This window comes from Couchioplanes caeruleus, from assembly GCF_023499255.1.
In the GTDB taxonomy this organism is placed as follows: domain Bacteria; phylum Actinomycetota; class Actinomycetes; order Mycobacteriales; family Micromonosporaceae; genus Actinoplanes; species Actinoplanes caeruleus_A.
In genome coordinates, this window is record NZ_CP092183.1 from 3,557,216 (window position 1) to 3,574,051 (window position 16,836).

17 protein-coding genes and 1 pseudogene are annotated in these 16,836 nt (G+C 71.6%); 7 read left to right on the top strand and 11 right to left on the bottom strand.

Going from position 1 to position 16,836, the window contains the following annotated elements:
- The first annotated feature begins 147 nt into the window (after window positions 1-147).
- The 4 genes and pseudogenes from COUCH_RS16425 to COUCH_RS16440 all read left to right on the top strand — a co-directional run.
- Window positions 148-1,908, top strand: coding sequence for a phosphatidylglycerol lysyltransferase domain-containing protein (locus COUCH_RS16425; protein WP_249612955.1), 1,761 nt, complete (start codon window positions 148-150; stop codon window positions 1,906-1,908).
- The gene (locus tag COUCH_RS16430; protein ID WP_249612956.1) at window positions 1,899-2,597 is read left to right on the top strand and encodes a hypothetical protein; all 699 of its coding nucleotides are present in this window, start codon (window positions 1,899-1,901) and stop codon (window positions 2,595-2,597) included. Before COUCH_RS16425 ends, COUCH_RS16430 begins: the two co-directional genes overlap by 10 nt.
- Window positions 2,594-3,625 carry an alpha/beta hydrolase gene (locus COUCH_RS16435; protein ID WP_249612957.1) on the top strand — a complete coding sequence of 344 codons (1,032 nt, stop codon included), beginning with the start codon at window positions 2,594-2,596 and terminating at the stop codon, window positions 3,623-3,625. Before COUCH_RS16430 ends, COUCH_RS16435 begins: the two co-directional genes overlap by 4 nt.
- A gap of 157 nt (window positions 3,626-3,782) precedes the next feature.
- Window positions 3,783-4,385: pseudogene (locus tag COUCH_RS16440) on the top strand (aquaporin); the annotation flags it as partial.
- A 27-nt stretch (window positions 4,386-4,412) separates the two neighbouring features.
- Here COUCH_RS16440 and COUCH_RS16445 read toward each other — a convergent pair.
- The 6 genes from COUCH_RS16445 to COUCH_RS16470 form a co-directional block, all read right to left on the bottom strand.
- Entirely contained in the window at window positions 4,413-5,582 is a 1,170-nt protein-coding gene (locus tag COUCH_RS16445) for an endonuclease (RefSeq protein ID WP_249612958.1), read from the bottom strand.
- Between the two features lie 80 nt (window positions 5,583-5,662).
- Window positions 5,663-6,238 carry a hypothetical protein gene (locus COUCH_RS16450; protein ID WP_249612959.1) on the bottom strand — a complete coding sequence of 192 codons (576 nt, stop codon included), beginning with the start codon at window positions 6,236-6,238 and terminating at the stop codon, window positions 5,663-5,665.
- Window positions 6,235-7,620: a WXG100 family type VII secretion target gene (locus tag COUCH_RS16455; RefSeq protein ID WP_249612960.1), complete on the bottom strand. Its 1,386-nt coding sequence runs from the start codon at window positions 7,618-7,620 to the stop codon at window positions 6,235-6,237. Before COUCH_RS16455 ends, COUCH_RS16450 begins: the two co-directional genes overlap by 4 nt.
- Entirely contained in the window at window positions 7,617-7,949 is a 333-nt protein-coding gene (locus tag COUCH_RS16460; RefSeq protein WP_249612961.1) for a hypothetical protein, read from the bottom strand. The genes COUCH_RS16455 and COUCH_RS16460 overlap by 4 nt, the downstream gene beginning before the upstream one ends.
- Window positions 7,939-8,349, bottom strand: coding sequence for a YbaB/EbfC family nucleoid-associated protein (locus tag COUCH_RS16465; RefSeq protein WP_249612962.1), 411 nt, complete (start codon window positions 8,347-8,349; stop codon window positions 7,939-7,941). Before COUCH_RS16465 ends, COUCH_RS16460 begins: the two co-directional genes overlap by 11 nt.
- An 80-nt stretch (window positions 8,350-8,429) precedes the next feature.
- Window positions 8,430-9,905, bottom strand: a complete 1,476-nt coding sequence (locus COUCH_RS16470) for a DHA2 family efflux MFS transporter permease subunit (protein WP_249613721.1) — start codon at window positions 9,903-9,905, stop codon at window positions 8,430-8,432.
- 493 nt (window positions 9,906-10,398) lie between these two features.
- On the opposite strand from COUCH_RS16470, the gene COUCH_RS16475 reads away from it, so the two are divergent.
- On the top strand, window positions 10,399-10,827 hold the full coding sequence (locus COUCH_RS16475; RefSeq protein WP_249612963.1) for a TetR family transcriptional regulator: 429 nt from the start codon (window positions 10,399-10,401) through the stop codon (window positions 10,825-10,827).
- Window positions 10,828-10,870: 43 nt separating this feature from the next.
- Here the strand turns inward: COUCH_RS16475 and COUCH_RS16480 are convergent, their stop codons facing one another.
- From COUCH_RS16480 to COUCH_RS16495, 4 genes are read right to left on the bottom strand one after another with little or no spacing between them, the layout of a single operon-like run.
- Complete coding sequence (locus tag COUCH_RS16480) at window positions 10,871-11,773, bottom strand: SIS domain-containing protein (RefSeq protein WP_249612964.1); 903 nt, start codon at window positions 11,771-11,773, stop codon at window positions 10,871-10,873.
- Between the two features lie 14 nt (window positions 11,774-11,787).
- Window positions 11,788-12,624, bottom strand: coding sequence for a carbohydrate ABC transporter permease (locus COUCH_RS16485; protein WP_249612965.1), 837 nt, complete (start codon window positions 12,622-12,624; stop codon window positions 11,788-11,790).
- Window positions 12,624-13,571, bottom strand: a complete 948-nt coding sequence (locus COUCH_RS16490) for a carbohydrate ABC transporter permease (RefSeq protein WP_249612966.1) — start codon at window positions 13,569-13,571, stop codon at window positions 12,624-12,626. Before COUCH_RS16490 ends, COUCH_RS16485 begins: the two co-directional genes overlap by 1 nt.
- Window positions 13,571-14,893, bottom strand: coding sequence for an ABC transporter substrate-binding protein (locus COUCH_RS16495; protein ID WP_249612967.1), 1,323 nt, complete (start codon window positions 14,891-14,893; stop codon window positions 13,571-13,573). Before COUCH_RS16495 ends, COUCH_RS16490 begins: the two co-directional genes overlap by 1 nt.
- Before the next feature lie 207 nt (window positions 14,894-15,100).
- Here COUCH_RS16495 and COUCH_RS16500 point away from each other — a divergent pair, with 207 nt between their 5' ends.
- Complete coding sequence (locus COUCH_RS16500; protein ID WP_249612968.1) at window positions 15,101-15,859, top strand: DeoR/GlpR family DNA-binding transcription regulator; 759 nt, start codon at window positions 15,101-15,103, stop codon at window positions 15,857-15,859.
- Window positions 15,860-15,883: 24 nt separating this feature from the next.
- Here the strand turns inward: COUCH_RS16500 and COUCH_RS16505 are convergent, their stop codons facing one another.
- Window positions 15,884-16,459: a dihydrofolate reductase family protein gene (locus COUCH_RS16505; protein WP_249612969.1), complete on the bottom strand. Its 576-nt coding sequence runs from the start codon at window positions 16,457-16,459 to the stop codon at window positions 15,884-15,886.
- Here COUCH_RS16505 and COUCH_RS16510 point away from each other — a divergent pair.
- Window positions 16,458-16,745 carry a hypothetical protein gene (locus COUCH_RS16510; protein WP_249612970.1) on the top strand — a complete coding sequence of 96 codons (288 nt, stop codon included), beginning with the start codon at window positions 16,458-16,460 and terminating at the stop codon, window positions 16,743-16,745. The genes COUCH_RS16505 and COUCH_RS16510 overlap by 2 nt on opposite strands.
- Window positions 16,746-16,836 lie beyond the last annotated feature (91 nt).

A 16,836-nucleotide genomic window follows, 5' to 3' on the forward strand; every position in this document is an offset into this window, starting at 1 on the left:
CCGGTGAAAATCTCGAGATCGGAAAACCGGTGGGGGCACCTCCTCCGTCAAAAGTCATAGGGTCGTGCCCGAGGTCCCGACCAGGGGCCGAAGCCGGGAGGCCCGGATCGTGGGCAAGATGTGCGCCACGAGACGAGGAGGATGTCGATGTCCGGGACACCCGGGGGAGTCACCGCCGTCGCCGACCGGCCGGAGGCGGCGCGGGCGCGAGCCACCACGGTCACGCCGTGGCGGCCGCCGCCGTCGCGCGCCGTGGTCGCGCGGTGCGTGCAAGTGGTGGGCGCGCTCGACGCCGTCTTCGCGGTCCTGCCGTCCTGGCACCATCGGATGGCCTCGATGGCCCACCTGCTGCCGACCGCCGGGATGGTGACGGCTCGCGCGGCGACGGCTGTGGTCGGCGTCCTGCTGGTGTACCTGGGCGCCGGGCTGCGCCGCGGCAAGCGGCGGGCGTGGCAGCTGGCCGCCTGGCTCTGCGGGCTCAGCATCGGCCTGCACATGGTGAAGGCCTCCCCGGCGCCCGCGGTGGTGTCGGCCGTGCTGCTGCTGGTCCTGATCGTGGAACGGCACCGGTTCCGCGCCCGCGGAGACGTGGGGACCCGCTGGCGGGCGCTCGGCGTCTGTGCGGGCTTCATCGGTACGGGCTTCCTCCTCGGCCTCGTGGAGGTCGCTCTGCGCGCCGGTCAGATCGCCGGGCCGGCCGGTCCGCTGCAGTGGGCCCAGCACGTGGCTCTGGGCATGGTCGGTGTCACCGGGCCGCTGCGCTTCGACCACCCGGCCACGACGACCGCGGTGGACCTGACCACCGGGGCGTTCGGGCTGCTCGGCTTCGGCGTCGGCGCGGTTCTGCTGCTCCGGCCCGGCACGCGGCGCGCCGGCTGGGCCGACGGCGAGGAGGCCCGCGTACGCGACCTGCTGTCGTGCCACGGGGACGCGGATTCGCTCGGATACTTCGCGTTGCGGCGCGACAAGTCGTTCATCTGGGCGCCGTCGCGGCGGGCGGCGGTGGCGTACCGGGTCGTCAACGGCGTGAGCCTGGCCTCCGGCGACCCGCTGGGCAACCCCGCGGCGTGGCCGGAAGCCATCGCGGCGTGGCTGTCCGACTGCGACGCCCACGGCTGGACGCCGGCGGTCCTCGCCTGCAGCACCACCGGCGGGACGGCGTACCGGCGGCTGGGTCTGGACGTTATCGAACTGGGCGACGAAGCGGTGCTCGACGTGCCCGGCTTCTCGCTGCAGGGCCGGCCCATGCGGACGGTACGGCAGGCGGTGGCCCGCACGCGCCGCGCCGGCTACACCGTCGAGGTGGCGCGTCAGCGGGATCTCGACGACGCCGTGCTCGACGAGGCCCGTACCTGCGCCGGCGCCTTCCGGCACAGTTCCGTGGAGCGGGGCTACTCGATGGCGCTGTCCCGGTTCGGCGAGACGGGCGACGGCGACTGCCTGGTCGTGCTCTGCCGTGACGGCGAGGGCCGCGTACGCGGGCTCCTGCAGTTCGTGCCCTGGGGCGAGTCGGGGCTTTCGCTCGACCTGATGCGCGGCGACCGGAGTGCCGAGAACGGCATCACCGAGCTGATGATCACCAGTGCCGTGGAGTTCGCGGCGGCCTCGGGGATCCGGCGCATCTCGCTCAACTTCGCGATGCTGCGCTCGGTGCTGGCCCGGGCGGAGCAGCTCGGCGCCGGTCCCGTGACCCGGCTCTGGGCGCGGATCCTGCGGGCCTTCTCCGGCTGGTGGCAGATCGAGTCGCTGTACCGTGCCAACGCGAAGTACCAGCCGCAGTGGCAGCCGCGGTTCCTGTGCTTCCCGTCGGCGCGGGACCTGCCCCGCATCGCGGTGGCCGCGCTCAGCGCCGAGGCGTTCCTGCCGTCGGGACGCCGCCGGAGCGAGGACGGGCGCCGGTGCGACTGACCGGGTTCCCGCTCATCCTGCTCGCCGGCGGCGCCGCGGTGGGCACCGTGGCCCTGACCGTACGGATGTGGCCGCGCGGAGGCCGGTGGCGGCCGCTGACCCGTACCGTGACGAGCGTCTGCGCCGAGCTCCTCGTGGTCCTCACGGTGGGGCTGGTGGTGAACCGCTACCAGAGCTTCTACCCCTCGTGGCAGGCGCTCAGCGGCGGCGACACCCGGCAGGTGACCGTCGGGGGTCCCGTCATGACCGGCCAGGAGGTGCCCGACTTCCGTACCGCGGCCGGGCGGTGGCACCTCAGGGCCGCGCCCCGGATCTCGGTCCCGGCGGATTACCCCGCTCGGCCCGGCGTCACCTTCCCGCTGCTGGTCGTGCTGCACGCGCCGGCGGACGCGCAGGCGGTGCACGCGGCGGCGGCCCGTACCCCCGATGTGGTCGGTGTCGCCGTCGCGCCGACCGCCGCGACGTCACCGGCGGACGTCCGGTCCCTGCTCGACGAGGTACGGCGCAGCGTCCGCGTCAGCGACCACGGCTGGGCCGTCGTGACGGACCGGCCGCACCGGGCCCTGGCCGACCGCATCGCGGGTCGCGACGGCACGGTCGTGACCACCACCGGCCGGGCGTGGCCGGCGACGCTGGCGGCCGCCGCCGGCGAGCTGCCGCCGCCGCTGACGGCACCCCTGCGGCCGTGACCATCGACGCCCCGGTCACCGTCGCGCTCGGCGCGGCGCTCACCGCCGCCGCCACCCTGGCCGCCGCTCTGCTCTGGGACCGGTTCCGCGCCGTCGGGAGGACCCTGCTCTGCGTCGTCGTCACGCTGCTGCTGAGCGCCACGTGCGCGCTGCAGCTGAACCGTCTGACGGTGGCGTACCCGTCCTGGTCGGCGCTGGTGGCCGCGCCGTCGCAGGAGCCTGCGCTGTCGACCGGCCTGCCCGTCCGGCCCGGGGGCGGCCGGCTGCTGACCGTCATGGTGCCCGGCCGGGCGAGCGGCCTGACGCTGACGATGGGCGTCTACCTGCCGGCCGCCTACGACTCGCCGGAGGGAGCGGGCCGCCGGTTCCCCGTCATCGAGATGTTCCACGGCTACCCCGGATCCCCCAGCACCTGGGTGCGGCGGCTGAAGGTCGTCCAGCACCTCGACGAGGAGATCCTCGCGGGCCGGATGGCGCCGACGGTGGTGCTGCTGCCGTACCAGACGCCCCGGAGGCTGCTGGACACCGAGTGCACCAACCTCGCCCGAGGCCCGCAGACCGAGACGTTCCTCACCGAGGACGTCGCGGCCTACGCCACCACGCATTACCGGGTACGCACGGACCGCGCCGGCTGGGGACTCATCGGGTATTCGGCGGGAGGCTTCTGCGCCATGAACCTGGCCCTGCGCCACCCGCATCGGTACGCGGCGGCGGCGTCGCTGTCCGGCGATGCGGGCCCGGGCATCGCGGTCGGCGACGGGAGCGAGAACACCACCAACAACGTCGCCTGGCGCCTGCAGCACCTGCCCCAGCCGCGCGTCGCCTTCTACGTGGCCTGGGCCGCCGACGACCGCGAGTCCCGCGACGGTTCCCGCGCCGTCGTCCGCCTGGCCCGGCCACCGCTGACCGTCACGGCGGTCGAGCTGCCCGGCGGCGGTCACAGCCACTCGCTGTGGCGGCGGATGGAGAGCCCCGCGCTCGACTGGCTGTCCGGGCGCCTCGCCCGCGCCGTCCCGGTCACCGGCTAGGGAGATGGTCCGGCGGGGAGGAGGCCTTCGACCCTGCCCGCCGGACCGATCTCTGGCGAGACTCGTGATCATGGGCGTGGCATGGCGGGCGGGATGGCGGCCGACGCGGGCGGACGGGCTCGCCGCGCTGGTCGAGCTCGTCCTGACCACGGCGTTCATGACGGTTGTCTTCTCGCTCGTGCGGTGGGGGATCGGCACGATGGCGCCGGACGCCACGGTCACCGAGCTGCGGGTCCGCGTGGTCGTCGTGTCCGCGCTGGTCGGCCTGGTCATCGTCGGGTTCGCGACCTCCGCGCCCGGACGCTTCAGCGGCGCCCACATGAATCCGGCGATCACCCTGGGGCTCTTCGCGTACGGCTCCGTGCCGGGCCGGCGGGTCCTGCCGTACCTGGCGGCCCAGGGCACCGGTTCGCTCGCCGCCGCCGCCGTCACCAGGCTCGTCTGGGGTCCCGCGGTGTCCGGGCCGTCCGTGCGCTGGACGGTCGTGCAGCCGGGACCGGGCTGGTCCGCAGCGGCTGTCGCGGTGGCCGAGGCGGCCACGCTGGCGGTCATCGTGGCGGTGCTGCGCGGGGCGCCGGTCCGCCGGCCGGCATGGCCGCTGATCTGGATCGTGGGCGGCCTGTTCGGGCTGCAGGGAGCCCTGCTCGGCACGCTCACCGGAGGCTCCGCCAATCCCGTACGGCAGCTGGGGCCGGCCCTGTTCTCCGGTGAGCTCCGCCTGCTCGCCGTCTACCTGCTCGCACCGATCGCGGGCGGGGTGCTCGCCGGAGTCCTCGCGTCGAAGCTCCTAGCCGAAGACCGAGGCCGCCCACTCCGGGTGGTCGACGAACGGGTTCCGGTTGTGCTGGTACGTGCTGTAGATCGTGTCGTTGCGCCGCTTCTCGAAGGCGTCCGGCGGATCCTGGGCGCTCCACTGCAGCAGCACCGACAGGCGGCCGAGCCGGGGCGCCGTACCGCCGCTGGTGGCGTCGTCGATCTCGAGGTCGGGGTAGCCGTCGCCACCCTCGTAGCGGACCGCCATGTAGAAGATCATGCGGGCCACGTCGCCCTTGACCGCGGCGCGCGGCTCCCATGAGTCGGAGTCCGTACGGTTGCCCGGCGCGTCGGCGACCGCCGTACCCCCGGCGTCGAAGTCCTTGTTGTCGCGCTCGCTGTTGACGTGGACGTCCTCGGGGCGCAGGTGGTGCAGGTCCGTGCCGGGGCCGTTGGTGGTGCCGAAGTCGCCGTGGGACTTGGCCCAGACGTGTTCGCGGTTCCAGTCGCCCTGGTCGCCGCCGTTGAGGGTCTTGGACCGGCTGATCCCCGAGTACACCAGGATCACGTTCGACGGGTTCGCCGGATCCTGATCGGTGACCTTGAGCGCGTTCCACACCGCGTCGTACGACAGGGTCGTCACCCCGGTGGAGATGATCCCGTGCAGGGCGCTCTTCAGGCTCGCCCCCGACTTGCCGGCCGCGGCCGCGTAGTAGGCGTCGGCGGAACCGGTAGGCGCCGGAGTGGGGGTGGGGGAGCCCGTGCCGAAACTCATCGCGGTCGGCGACTTGAGCCCCGGATGAGAGAAGTACGCCGCGAGCGACCCGGTCACCGTGAGTACCGCGCCGACCCGGCCCGGGTTGCTCTGCAGGCCGAAACCCGCCCGGTACGCGCTGGTGACCTGGACGTACAGCATCCTGCCGGTGTCCCGCTCGCCGGCGCTGTCGGCGATGGCCAGCGCGGTGTCGGCGGTGAAGCCGGTGAAGAGCACCGTGCTGGTGGCGGTCGGCTGGCCGACGACGTAGCCGCGGACGGTCCCGGTGCCACCCTGACCGCTGATCGCCTGCGCGACGGTCAACGTCGTGGCAGCCACCGGCTGCATCCCGGCCGGGCCGCGCACGAACGTGAGCAGCAGGGCGAACAGTCCGAGCATGGCGGGCATCGTGAGCGCCGCGGCGCGCCGGTGCGACGAAGGTCCGGGCATGAGCCCAGTATGGGAGGACGGCTGCGCGGCGGGGGCATACCAGCTTCGTCATACAACACGTCAGGGTGCCGGGAGTTCCCCTATCGGCTCACCGGCCGGCCGTCCGGTCCCGTCACGAAACCGAACTGAGCCATCGACCCGGAACGGTCGATCTCGTCCAGCACCTCGGGTGCGAAGCTGACCATCGGCGGCGTGCCAGCCCGTTCCCGCCATCCGCGCAGGGGCGCGGCCAGGTACTCGAGGTTGACCTCGCCGTTCTCGGTGTGGAACCCGCCACCCCGCTCGAAAAGAAGGATCAAGGGCTCGAACGGGTCTTCCAGCTCCGGCGGCACCGTGACGGCGGGCGCGGCCCGCAGGGCGGCCCAGTGCAGGATGAAGGGCGCCACCCGCGTGATCGCATTGCGCGTTCCGCTGCTCACGTCCCGCACGAGGGAATCGATCACCGTCTGATCGGCGCGGACGGAGGGGTCGACGCACTGCGCGATGTCAAAGAATGGTGACCGGGTGTCGCAGTCGTAGGCGTCGGCCCAGCGGGCGGCACGGCGGAAGTATTCGCGCAGCAGCGCGGCCTTGGACCACGCCTTGTCACCGCGTCGCTCGTAGTCGACGGCGCGGAGGCGGTCAGCCATGGCCTGAACGGCTTCGTCGGGTGTCATCGGCTCAATCCTCTCAGAGCTGCGTCGACGATCTCGTCGAGGTTCGAGAGATCAGGGGCGATCTGCAGTCCGGAACTGTCGAGGCCGAACCTCTGCCAGTGTTCGAGCGCAGCCTGCGGCCGCCATTCGTTGGGCGCCAGATCATGTGCACCTGGATGATCCCGGCTGAGTATGCGCATGCCGTCCGCGTCAAAAGCGTCCGGGTGTGCGGACCGATAGGGCAGTCCCGCTTCCATCAGCCTGTTCTCGACGTACTCGTGAGCGGCGAGGTTGCGGAAACGGCTCAGGCCGTTCGAGTCCAGCGTGCCGTTCGTCGCGCCGTCCCAGAGATCGGCGATGTCGTCGTCCGGAGTGAAATAGCCGCGCTCCACTTGGTTGGGGCCGAGGGCGAGGTCGTGCTGCTCGACGAAGAGATTCTGGCGCATCCGTTCGAGGATCGCCGGGTCGATGCCGGTGTTCGCAGCCGCTCGCGGTACATCTTCGGGACTGTGCCTGATGCGACGGTAAGCCTCGGCGGCGCGCTCGCTGTATCCCTCGCCGTCGTCGATGAAATCGGACCCTCGAGGAAAGTCGTCGCGGAACTCGCTGCCGCCGGAGGGAGTCGCCGGACCGGAGCGGGAAAGCGCCCGGCTGCGCCCGCTCAGTCCGGTGAAGACCTCGGCAAGGTCGTCGAGCATCGGATGCAGCCGGCGCAGACTGCTCAGGAGGCCACGAATGAAGTGCTGAATCCTGTCAACCCACTTGGCCACGAGGGTGGAGACCTGACCGACAACCACCGGCGTGGCGATTCCGAGTGTCAGCCCCTCCTCGGCCAACCACTGCGGGAGCCGAGCAGCGAGTGTGCCGATGAAATCGGCGATCAGGTCCCGGACTATCCCGCGGACGAGGGCTACCAGCAGACCGGCGCCCTCGACCGCGTAGGAGATGCCCTGTGCCGCAGTGGCAAGACCTTCCAGGACCTGTAGGTGCGTCTGAGCGTGCGCACGGTACGCCTCACCCGAAGCCCCGAACCACTCGGAGACCTCGGCGCTCAAGCGGTCGGCGTACTCCTGCCGCGCTTGTTGCGTGAAGGCGGATACGTTCGACCAGGTGGCGGCGTGAGAAGCGACTTCATCGGCGTTCCTGGCGAGCCAGTCGAGCGCATCCTTGAGGGGCTTGACATGCTCCATGAGCCAGGAGACGCCCCAGGATGCCAGGGTTCCCAGCGGATCGACGGCCATGGACAGCATGTCCAGCGATGCGCCCACGCCGCCCAGTGAGCCGTCGACCCAGCTGTTGCTTCGGATCCCGTTGGTGATGTCGGCAGCGTCCTCGACAAGACCGAGACCGGTGTACCACGTCGTGGAGTCATGACTTTGGGCAACGAGGGGGTTGCTGCTCACAGTGGCAAAGGTGGAGTCGGGCCGGTCGCCACCCGGACCCTGCCGGCCACGGCCTCGTCGGTGGTCGTGGTCTCGTCAGCGACGAGGCGCAGGTTGGCCGCCGTCTCCCGGAGCGCATCGTCGGCATCGTCCAGCGCGCCGATCGCCAACGAGAAGACGGGACTCAGCAGCCCGGGCAGGAATTGGCAGAGCTGGCCGTACGCCTCGGTGTCCATGGTGACCTGGCGGACCGCAGACCGGGCCAGGCGGACGGCGTCCGCGATCCCGTCGACGTTCGCGGCATGCTGCTGAGCCGCGGCCGCGGAAAAGCGCACCTCATCAGCGGCCATGGCGGTCCCTCTGCTCGTCGTTTAGGTCACCGTCGTCCGGGGCGGGAAACCGTTCGGCGTATGAATGCATCACCGCGCGTCCTGTCTCGGTGTCAACGCCGACCGTCTCGCGCACCTGCTCGGCGGCCTTGACGGACAACTGCGCCTGTGCCCGGCGAACGAGCGACAGGATTTCACGGCTCAGCGCCGCACCGGTCAGAACTCGTGCGCGATCGTCGATATCGAGCCCGGTGATCTGGCCGGTCGCACCGACGGTGACGCTGACGAAACCGTCTGGGCTTCTCGCCTCACCCGTCAGGGTGGCGACCCGGCGGGACAGCTCCACCGCGCGTGCGGCCCGACCGTCGACACTGGCCACCCAAGAATCCAGCCACTCCTCGGCGTCATCGACGCTCCTCACAAGTGCCTCCCTCCGGCTCGCCGACGCTACGGAAAGACGGTATCAACGGGGCAGCCGTACTGAACCCCCGTAAGCGCCGCTCAGCGGCCGCGGGCGGCGTGGGTCGGCGGCCCGCCGGGATCGCAGGCCGGCCGGACGGGTGCCTTCTCGGTGAGCCGCTTCGGGATCATCGCGTACGCGAGCAGCCCCGCCGCCGCCATCAGCGCGGCGCAGATCTGCATCGACGTGCGGTAGACCGGGTGCAGCTGGGCGGCGTCGGTGAGGTTGCCCGAGCCGAGGCCCGCCGCCAGCGGCAGGACCGCCACCGCCAGCAGGCCGGCCGCGCGGGCGACGGCGTTGTTCACGCCCGAGGCGATTCCCGCGTACGTGTCGTCCAGCGAGCCCAGCGCGGTCGCGGTGAGCGGGGCGACCAGCGCGCACAGGCCGAGCCCGAAGAGGGTGACGGCGGGCAGGACGCCGGTCAGGTAGCCGGTGCCGGCGCCGATCCGGCTCATCAGCAGCAGCGCCGACGCGCAGATGAGCGGGCCGACGGTCATCGGCAGGCGGGGGCCGATGCGCTGCCCGAGCGCGCCGGACGGGGCCGACAGCAGCAGCATCAGCACGGTCACCGGCAGCAGGGCGAGGCCGGCGGTGAGCGGGCTGAACCCGGCGACGACCTGGAGGTTCAGCACGACCAGGAAGAACACGCCGCCGTTGGCCGCGTACGCGAGGAAGGTGACCAGGTTGGCGCCGCTGAACGCCTTGTTGCCGAAGACGGGCAGCGGGAGCAGGGGGTTCGCGGTACGGCGCTCGACGATCAGGAACGCTGCGAAGCCGGCAACCCCGGCGAGCAGCGCCGCGAGCACGACCGGGCTGGCGGGCCCGCGGGCGGTCCAGGCGGTGAAGCCGTACGTGAGCCCGCCCAGCCCGACCGCCCCGGTGAGGACGCCGGCCACATCGATCCGGCCGGCCGCCGACGGGCTGCGCGACTCGGGTACGTGCCGGCCGGCGACCACCAGCACGACGAGCGCGAGCGGCACGTTGATCAGGAAGATGTACCGCCACGTGCCGAGCCCGACGAGCCACCCGCCGAGGAACGGCCCGAGCGCGCCGCCGACGCCGCCCAGCCCGGACCAGGCGCCGATCGCCCGCGCCCGGTCCTCGGGTACGAACGACGCCTCGATGATGGCCAGCGCGCCGGGGGTGAGCAGCGCGCCGCCGACGCCCTGCAGCACCCGGGCGCCGACCAGCATCCCGGTGTTCTGGGCGAGCCCGCACAGCAGCGACGCCGTGGCGAACCACGCGACCCCGATCAGGAAGATCCGCTTCCGGCCGATCCGGTCGCCCAGCGACCCGCCGAGCAGGATGAGCGAGGCCAGGCTCAACGTGTACCCGTTGACGGTCCACTGCAGCCCGGCGGCCGACGACCCGAGATCGCGCCCGATCATCGGCAGCGCGATGTTGACGACGGTGGCGTCGACGAAGGCGAGGCCCGAGCCGAGAACGGTGGCCAGCAGCACCCAGCGACCCGGTGCGGTGCCGTACCGGACCTGGGACGCGGGCGCGAGCGATGTCATGGACCGCCACGCTACCCTCACGGTCAGAGCGGGAAGCTCGTACCGGTGAGCTGCTCGGACACGGACCAGAGACGCGCGGCCAGCCGGTCGTCGCGCGGTGGCGGACCGGTTGATCAGCTCCGGCGCGCCGCGCATGTGGGCGAGGCGGCTGGGCAGGGTGAAGCTGTCGCCGGGCAGGTCGGCGACCGCGGCGTACAGGACGAGCAGGGCGCCCTGCCCCAGCAGGCGGACCACGAACCTGGTCAGCGCGCCGGTCTCGGCGTAGATCTCGCTGGGGACCAGGCCAGGGTGGGCAGCCAGCGTGCGCACGGGGACCCGGCCGCGTCGAGGCGGCGTTGCAGCTCGGCGGTGAACAGCAGGTTGGCCAGCTTGGAGCGGGCATAGGCCCGGGACTCGCGGTAAGGGCGGCGTTCGTCGTGCGGGTCGTCGAGGTCGAGGCGGCCCATCCGATCGGCCTGGGACGTTCTTCCACCACTTCGCCGACAAGCGCGAAGTGGTCTTCGCCGGCCAGGAGGCGTCCGAGGAGTTCATCGCCGCCGAGGTCCGCGCCCGGCCGGCGCCCACCGACCCGCTCCACGCCGCCGTGGCCGCCCTCCAGCGGGCGGCCGAGACCATGTACGAGCAGTACCGCGACGGTGCGGTCCTGCTCGGACGCGTCATCGCCGCGAGCCCGGAACTGCAGGAGCGCGAACTGGGCAAACGCGCGGCGCTGGCGGAGCGGATCGCGGCGGCGCTGCGTGACCGGGGAACGGCCGCGCCCGCGGCGGCGGTCACCGCCTGGACGGCGGTCGCGATCTTCTTCGTCGCCCGGAACCAGTGGAACCAGACGGGAAACGAACGCACGCTGGCAGAGCTCATGGGCGTGGCGCTCGACGATTTCCTCGCGGCAACCATCGTCGAGACGTACGACGAGCGCCCTTGACGAGATCGCCCGGGCCGGCTCGATGGAAGCAGTTCGGCTACGACTAAAGGGCGACCACCGACCGGGTCAGGTGGACGGGTACGTCCGCGTCCCGCCCCGCCGCCGCGGCCCACGCCACCGCATGCCGCTGGACCGCGACCAGTTCCGCCTGCGGGTCCCGGGTGGCCTGGCGGACCGTCGCGCCCGTCGCCTGGATGGCCGTGCCCTGGGTGGGGGTCAGCGGGGTGAGGGCCCAGACCAGGGTGCCCGGCGCCGCGACGCTGATCGGGCCGTGGCGGTATTCGCCGGTGGCGTACGCCTCTGCCCACATGCCGGCCGATTCGCGGCACTTCAGGGCCGCCTCCTCGGCCAGTGCCGCCGCCCAGCCGGTGCCGAGCATCACGAGCTGGCGGGGCTGCGCAAGGGTGATCGGCTCGTCGAGGGCGTCGCGGGCCTGGTCGATGAGGGTGTCCACCTGCGGGCCGGTGGCGCCCAGGTGGGTTCGCAGCAGGGTGAGCAGCGTGGTCGGGAAGCGGGTCTGCACGACGCTGCGCTCGTCGGCGTACGACAGGTCGAGGATGTCCGTGGCGGCCGCGCCGACGGGCGTGCCGGGTTCGCCGAGCACCGCGGTGACCGGGGTGGTGGCCGGAACGGTTTGCAGGGCCTGGACGACCTCCGTCGTGGTGCCGGAGCGGCTGATCGCCAGGACGCGGTCGTAGTCGCGGGCCACCGGCGGGAGCTCGGAGGCGATCCGCGCGTCGGTGACGCCGTGGCCGGCCGCCTCGCGCAGCCAGGCGTACGCGGCGGCGACGTAGTACGACGTGCCGCAGCCGAGGATCAGGACCCGTTCGCCGGCCTCGGGCAGGCCTGCCGGGCCGGCCGCCGCCTGGTCCCGGGCGCGGGCCCAGAGCGCGGGCTGGGTGGCGATCTCGCCGGCGGTGATGCGACCGGGATGCAGCGAAGTCACGGGGGCGGTTCCTTTCATTTGACGCTGCCGCTGAGCAGGCCGTTGACGATGAACCGGTTGAGGGTCACGGCGATCACCGCGGGCACCGCCAGTGCCAGCACGCCGGCGGCGTTGAGCAGGCCGAACGGGACCACGTGGCGGCCCTGCAGCGCGGCGATGGCGACGGTGAGCGGCTGGGTGGACAGGTCGCTGGAGAGCACGAGCGGGAACAGGAACTGCGCCCAGGCGAACAGGAACGTGATGATGGCCGTGGAGACGATGCCCGGCCAGGCCAGCGGCAGCACGATGCGCCACAGGATCTGCATCCGGCCGGCGCCGTCGACCTGACCGGCTTCCTCGATGGCGAGCGGCAGGCTGGTCATGTAGCTGTGCAGGATCCACGTCGCCAGCGGCAGGAAACCCGAGACATACACGAGCACGATCCCCGTGTACGTGTTGACGAGGCCGACCACGCTCATGATGCGGTAGAGCGGGATGAGCGTGGTGTACGCGGGGAACGCCATCGTGGCGAGGACCGCGTAGAACAGCAGCTGCCGGCCCCGGAACCGCATCCGGGCGAACGCGTACGCGGCCAGGGTGGCCAGCACGACCGTGATGAGCGTCGCGGCGGTGCACTCGACGACGATGTTGAGCGACGACCGGCGGATGGTGTCCGGGATCTCGCCGGGGCCGGTCAGCAACGCGTGATAGTTGTGCAGGGCCGGGCTGGGCGGCACGTAGTGCGCGGGCCGGGCGCTGACCTGCGCGTCGGTCTGCAGGCTCGTGTTGAGGCTCCAGTAGAGCGGCACCAGCGACCACAGCACGATGAACAGGATCCCGAGGGTACGGGCCCAGGGAAGGCGTCGGGGCATCAGAACTCCACCTGCCGGTAGACCAGCTTCACGACCCCGAGCGAGAGGATCAGCGTGGCGACGGTGATGAGCAGTGAGAGCGCGTACCCCTCGCCGAAGTCGAGGTTCTGGAAGCTGATGAAGTACGTCTGCATGGTCAGCGAGGCACCGGTGTCGGCGGAGCCGTTGAGGACGTACGGCTGATCGAAGACGTTGATCGTCGCGATGACCGCCTGCACCATCGCGATCGCGATGCCGGGCCGGGCGAGCGGCAGCGTGATCCGGCGCAGCGCCGCCCAGGGCGAGCAGCCGTCGAGCACCGCCGCCTCGTAGAGCTCGCAGGGGATGTTCTGCAGCGAGGCCAGGATCAGCAGGGTCGACAGCGGGGTCATCTGCCAGACCTGCACCAGCTCGATGGCGAAGATGGTGAGGAACCGGTGCTGGCCGAGGAACACCTGGTATTCCGGGATCAGGTGTGCCGAGGTGAGCACGCTGTTGAGCAGGCCGGTGTTGCTGTCCCAGATGCCCGTCCACACGATGCCCTCGACCACGCCGGGCAGCGCCCACGGCAGGATCAGCACCGCGATCAGCGCCGAGCGGCCGCGGAACGGCCGTTGCAGGGTGACCGCCATGACGATGCCGAGCACCGTCGACAGGGCGACCCCGATCAGCACGTAGAGGCCGGTGTTGACGAGGCTGGAGCGTACGGAGCCGTCGGCGAACAGGTGCCGGAAGTTGTCCAGCCCGTTGAACGTCGTGGGTGGATTCAGCTCGTCGACGCGGAAGAACGACTGCACGATCGTGACGCCGGCCGGGAACAGGGCGAGCGCCACGATGAACAGGGCCAGCGGCGTCACCAGCGCGTACGGCAGCAGGTCGAACCGCCGCCCGGGGCGCCGGGGGGTGCCCGGCGCCCCGGCCCCGGCCGGGGACACGTCGTGCCGCCGGCCGCTGCGGGTGCCGACCATCAGCTCGACAGCTTGTCGGCGGTCGCGGCGATCGCCTTGACGGCGTCGGCGGTGCTCACCGACCCGGTCGCCGCGGCGTGCAGGTTGGTGTAGGCCGACTTGGAGAACTCCGGGTACCAGGAGGGGGCGCCCTCCGGGAACACCGGCTTGGCGCTGTTCTTGAGAAGGTCGCCGAGCTGCTGGCCGCCGATGAGCTTGCCCTTCTGGGTCAGCTCGGTCATGCCGGTCAGGCGTGACGGCAGGAAGTACCCGGGCATCACCTTGTCCGGCCCGGCGGCGCCGGCGAACTCCGCCTGGTTCTCCGCCGAGGTGAACCAGTCGATGAACTTCGCGGCGGCCGCCGGATACTTGGCCTGGCGGGGGATGCCGATGCCGTCCGGGTTGCTCATGTTCGGCCCCGGGCCGCTGACGCCGGGCGTGGCCAGGTAGGTGACGTCACCGACCACGGTGGAGGACGCCGGGACGCTGTACAGGCTCCCGACGTTGCCGGAGTAGTCCGCGAAGGTGCTCGCGACCACGCCCTTGGCCATCAGGGTCTGCTGTCCCTGGCTGTCGGCCACGTTGATGTTGCCGGGCGGCACCAGGCCCTGCCTGAGCGCGTCGACCATCCACTCCGCGGCGCGGTACCCGGGCGAGCCGGGCGTGGCGAACTGCGGCTTGCCGGCGCCGTCGAGGATCGTCCCGCCGAACGCCGCGGTCGTCTGGTACCAGTACGTGGACAGCCCCTCGGCGGCGGCGAACGGGATGTTGAGCGGGTACTGCACCACGCCCTTGCTCTTGATCTGCTTCAGGTCGGCCGTGTACTGCTCGATCGTCGTCGGCATCGTGGTGATGCCGGCCTTGCCGAACAGCTTCTTGTTCACCGTGGTCACCAGGAACGAGGCGTCGTACGGGATGCCGATGACGTGGCCGTTCGAGGTGAACGACGGCAGCTGCGGCATCTCGCCGGCGAGCGCCTTGGTGTCCAGGTACTCGTCCATGGGATGGAACCAGTTGAGCTTGCCGAGCTGGCCGACCCGCGACCAGTCCACGTCGGTCGCGTCCGCGAAGTACGTCTTCGCCGTGGCGGCCGCGGCGATCTTGGTCTGCAGGCTGTCCCAGTCGGTGTTGGTCCACTTGACCGTGATGCCGGTGCTCTGGGTGAACGCGTCGAGCGACGCCTGCGGCGGGGGTTCGGTGGCGAGCGCGACCGTGATGGTCACACCGGTGGTCCGGTCGGAACCCGAGCTGCTCTTGCCGCCGCCGCAGCCGGTCGTCAGCGCGCCGACGAGCACGACGGCGCCGGTCAGCACCAGGGTTCGGGAGCGTAGGAAGGAAGTCATCACGGTCAGCCCTTCTCGTACTGGCGACGCGGGCCTGCATCCGGTGCGCTTCCGCGCAGTTCCGGGCCGCAGTGCGCACGACTATGGCACCGGGTGCGCATACGGTCAATGAATCCTGCGCAATGGGTGCGTAGTGCGCAGTCAACCGTCGATTTCCTGCGCGTAACACGCAGTCAGAGTGCGCGTACGGGTGCTAGCGTCTGCGCCATGCAACGCAAGCAGCGCCTGCGCGAGATGGTGTCGGCCATCGTCGAGAAGGGCGGACTCGACGTCGAGGACCTCGCCGAGCTGTTCTCGGTCTCCGCCGCCACGGTGCGGCGCGACCTGGAGTTGCTGGAGCAGCAGCGTCTGGTCACCCGCACCCGTGGTGGCGCGACCACCCACGCGTCCTTCAACGACCTGCCGCTGTCGTACAAGACGGAGCAGGACACCGGGGAGAAGCGGCGCATCGCCCAGGAGGCGCTGAGCTTCCTCGGCGGCGCCCGGGTCATCGGCACCACCGGCGGCACCACCGTGTCGGAGTTCGCCCGCCTGCTGATGGACCGCGACGGCCTGACCATCGTCACCAACGCCCTGAACGTGGCGACCTACCTGGTCGCCAACCCGCGCCTGCGGGTCTTCTCGGCCGGTGGCGAGGTGCGCAGCAGCAGCCAGGAGGCGGTCGGCCCGAGCGCGGAGAGCTTCATGGCCGGCTACAACATCGACGTGGCGTTCATCGGCGTCGACGGCGTGGACGCCGCGGCGGGCTGCACCAACTACGACCCGGTGGGGTGCCGCGTCAACGCCGTCCTGCGCGAACAGGCCCGGATCAGCGTGGTGCTGGCCGACGCCACCAAGATCGGCCGGGTGGCGCTGGCCCGGGTGTGCGCGATGTCCGATGTGGACTACCTGGTGACCGATGCCCGGGCCGACGGCGCCGCGCTCGACGCCATCCGGGCCCGCGGCTGCGAGGTGCTCGCCGTCTGAGCGGCCGGGCGCCGGCCGGCCGGGTCAGTGCAGGGTGGGCCGGTAGACGAGCTCCTGGATGTGGCCGTCCAGCGTCCGCGTCTCGAGCAGCTCCAGGTCGAAGTCGGCCGCGCCCCGGAAGACGGGATCCCGGCCGTTCCGGCCGGTGATGACCGGGAAGACCGTCACCTGGACGCGGTCGACGAGGCCGGCCGCCATCAGCGCCCGGTTCATCGACAGGCTGCCGTGCGACCGCAACGGCACGCCGGACCGCTCCTTGAGCCGCGCGACGACGTCGACGGCGTCACCGGCCACGACGGTGGCGTCCGGCCAGTCGAGGGGTTCCTTCAGGGTCGACGACACCACCGTCGCCGGCAGGTGCCGCATCCGCGTGACCCAGGGGTCCCGCACCTCGGACTCCTCGGTGCTCGACGCCAGCATGCTCGCGAACGCCCGGTACGTGGTGGCGCCCAGGACCATCCGCTGCTCGGCTTCGTACTGGGCGAGACGGTGGCCGAGCAACTCCGGTCCCTGCTTGCCCCAGTAGCCCCGCCAGTCGCCGCCGGCAGAACCGTGGCCGTCGAGGCTGGCGAAGACGTCGAAGGTGTAGGTGGCGGTCATGGCGTTCTCCTCGGTGTCGTCTGCTGCCTTCACCTTTGCTACGAACGGCGTCGCACCTGTTCGACACCTTCCGGCCGGGAAGTTCGCCGCCCTGCACCTGTCCTGCACCGGCGCTGCCCCGGCCGCCGCACCCGGCCGGGCCGACCAGACAGACATGCACACACTGCTGCAGGAGCTCGCCACCCCGGTCGCCACCGGCCTCGCCGGAATCCTCGGTGCGTACGCCGTCGAGGACATCCTCGGCCGGCTGCGCCGCTCCGGCCGGTGCCCGCAACGCTGGCGCTGAGGTGTCGGGGACGTCACAGTGGCCCCCGACACGAATCCGCTGGTTCTGCGTCATTTCCCGTTCACGCGACGTAGCGTTGAGGGTCGCTCAG

Bases quoted from the DNA above. Each gene is read 5' to 3' on its own strand.
- COUCH_RS16425 (WP_249612955.1), top strand. From the start codon at position 148: ATGTCCGGGACACCCGGGGGAGTCACCGCCGTCGCCGACCGGCCGGAG.
- COUCH_RS16445 (WP_249612958.1), bottom strand. From the start codon at position 5,582: ATGCCCGGACCTTCGTCGCACCGGCGCGCCGCGGCGCTCACGATGCCC.
- COUCH_RS16450 (WP_249612959.1), bottom strand. From the start codon at position 6,238: ATGACACCCGACGAAGCCGTTCAGGCCATGGCTGACCGCCTCCGCGCC.
- COUCH_RS16460 (WP_249612961.1), bottom strand. From the start codon at position 7,949: ATGGCCGCTGATGAGGTGCGCTTTTCCGCGGCCGCGGCTCAGCAGCAT.
- COUCH_RS16470 (WP_249613721.1), bottom strand. From the start codon at position 9,905: ATGACATCGCTCGCGCCCGCGTCCCAGGTCCGGTACGGCACCGCACCG.
- COUCH_RS16485 (WP_249612965.1), bottom strand. From the start codon at position 12,624: ATGCCCCGACGCCTTCCCTGGGCCCGTACCCTCGGGATCCTGTTCATC.
- COUCH_RS16490 (WP_249612966.1), bottom strand. From the start codon at position 13,571: ATGGTCGGCACCCGCAGCGGCCGGCGGCACGACGTGTCCCCGGCCGGG.
- COUCH_RS16495 (WP_249612967.1), bottom strand. From the start codon at position 14,893: ATGACTTCCTTCCTACGCTCCCGAACCCTGGTGCTGACCGGCGCCGTC.
- COUCH_RS16500 (WP_249612968.1), top strand. From the start codon at position 15,101: ATGCAACGCAAGCAGCGCCTGCGCGAGATGGTGTCGGCCATCGTCGAG.
- COUCH_RS16510 (WP_249612970.1), top strand. From the start codon at position 16,458: ATGGCGTTCTCCTCGGTGTCGTCTGCTGCCTTCACCTTTGCTACGAAC.
- COUCH_RS16505 (WP_249612969.1), bottom strand. From the start codon at position 16,459: ATGACCGCCACCTACACCTTCGACGTCTTCGCCAGCCTCGACGGCCAC.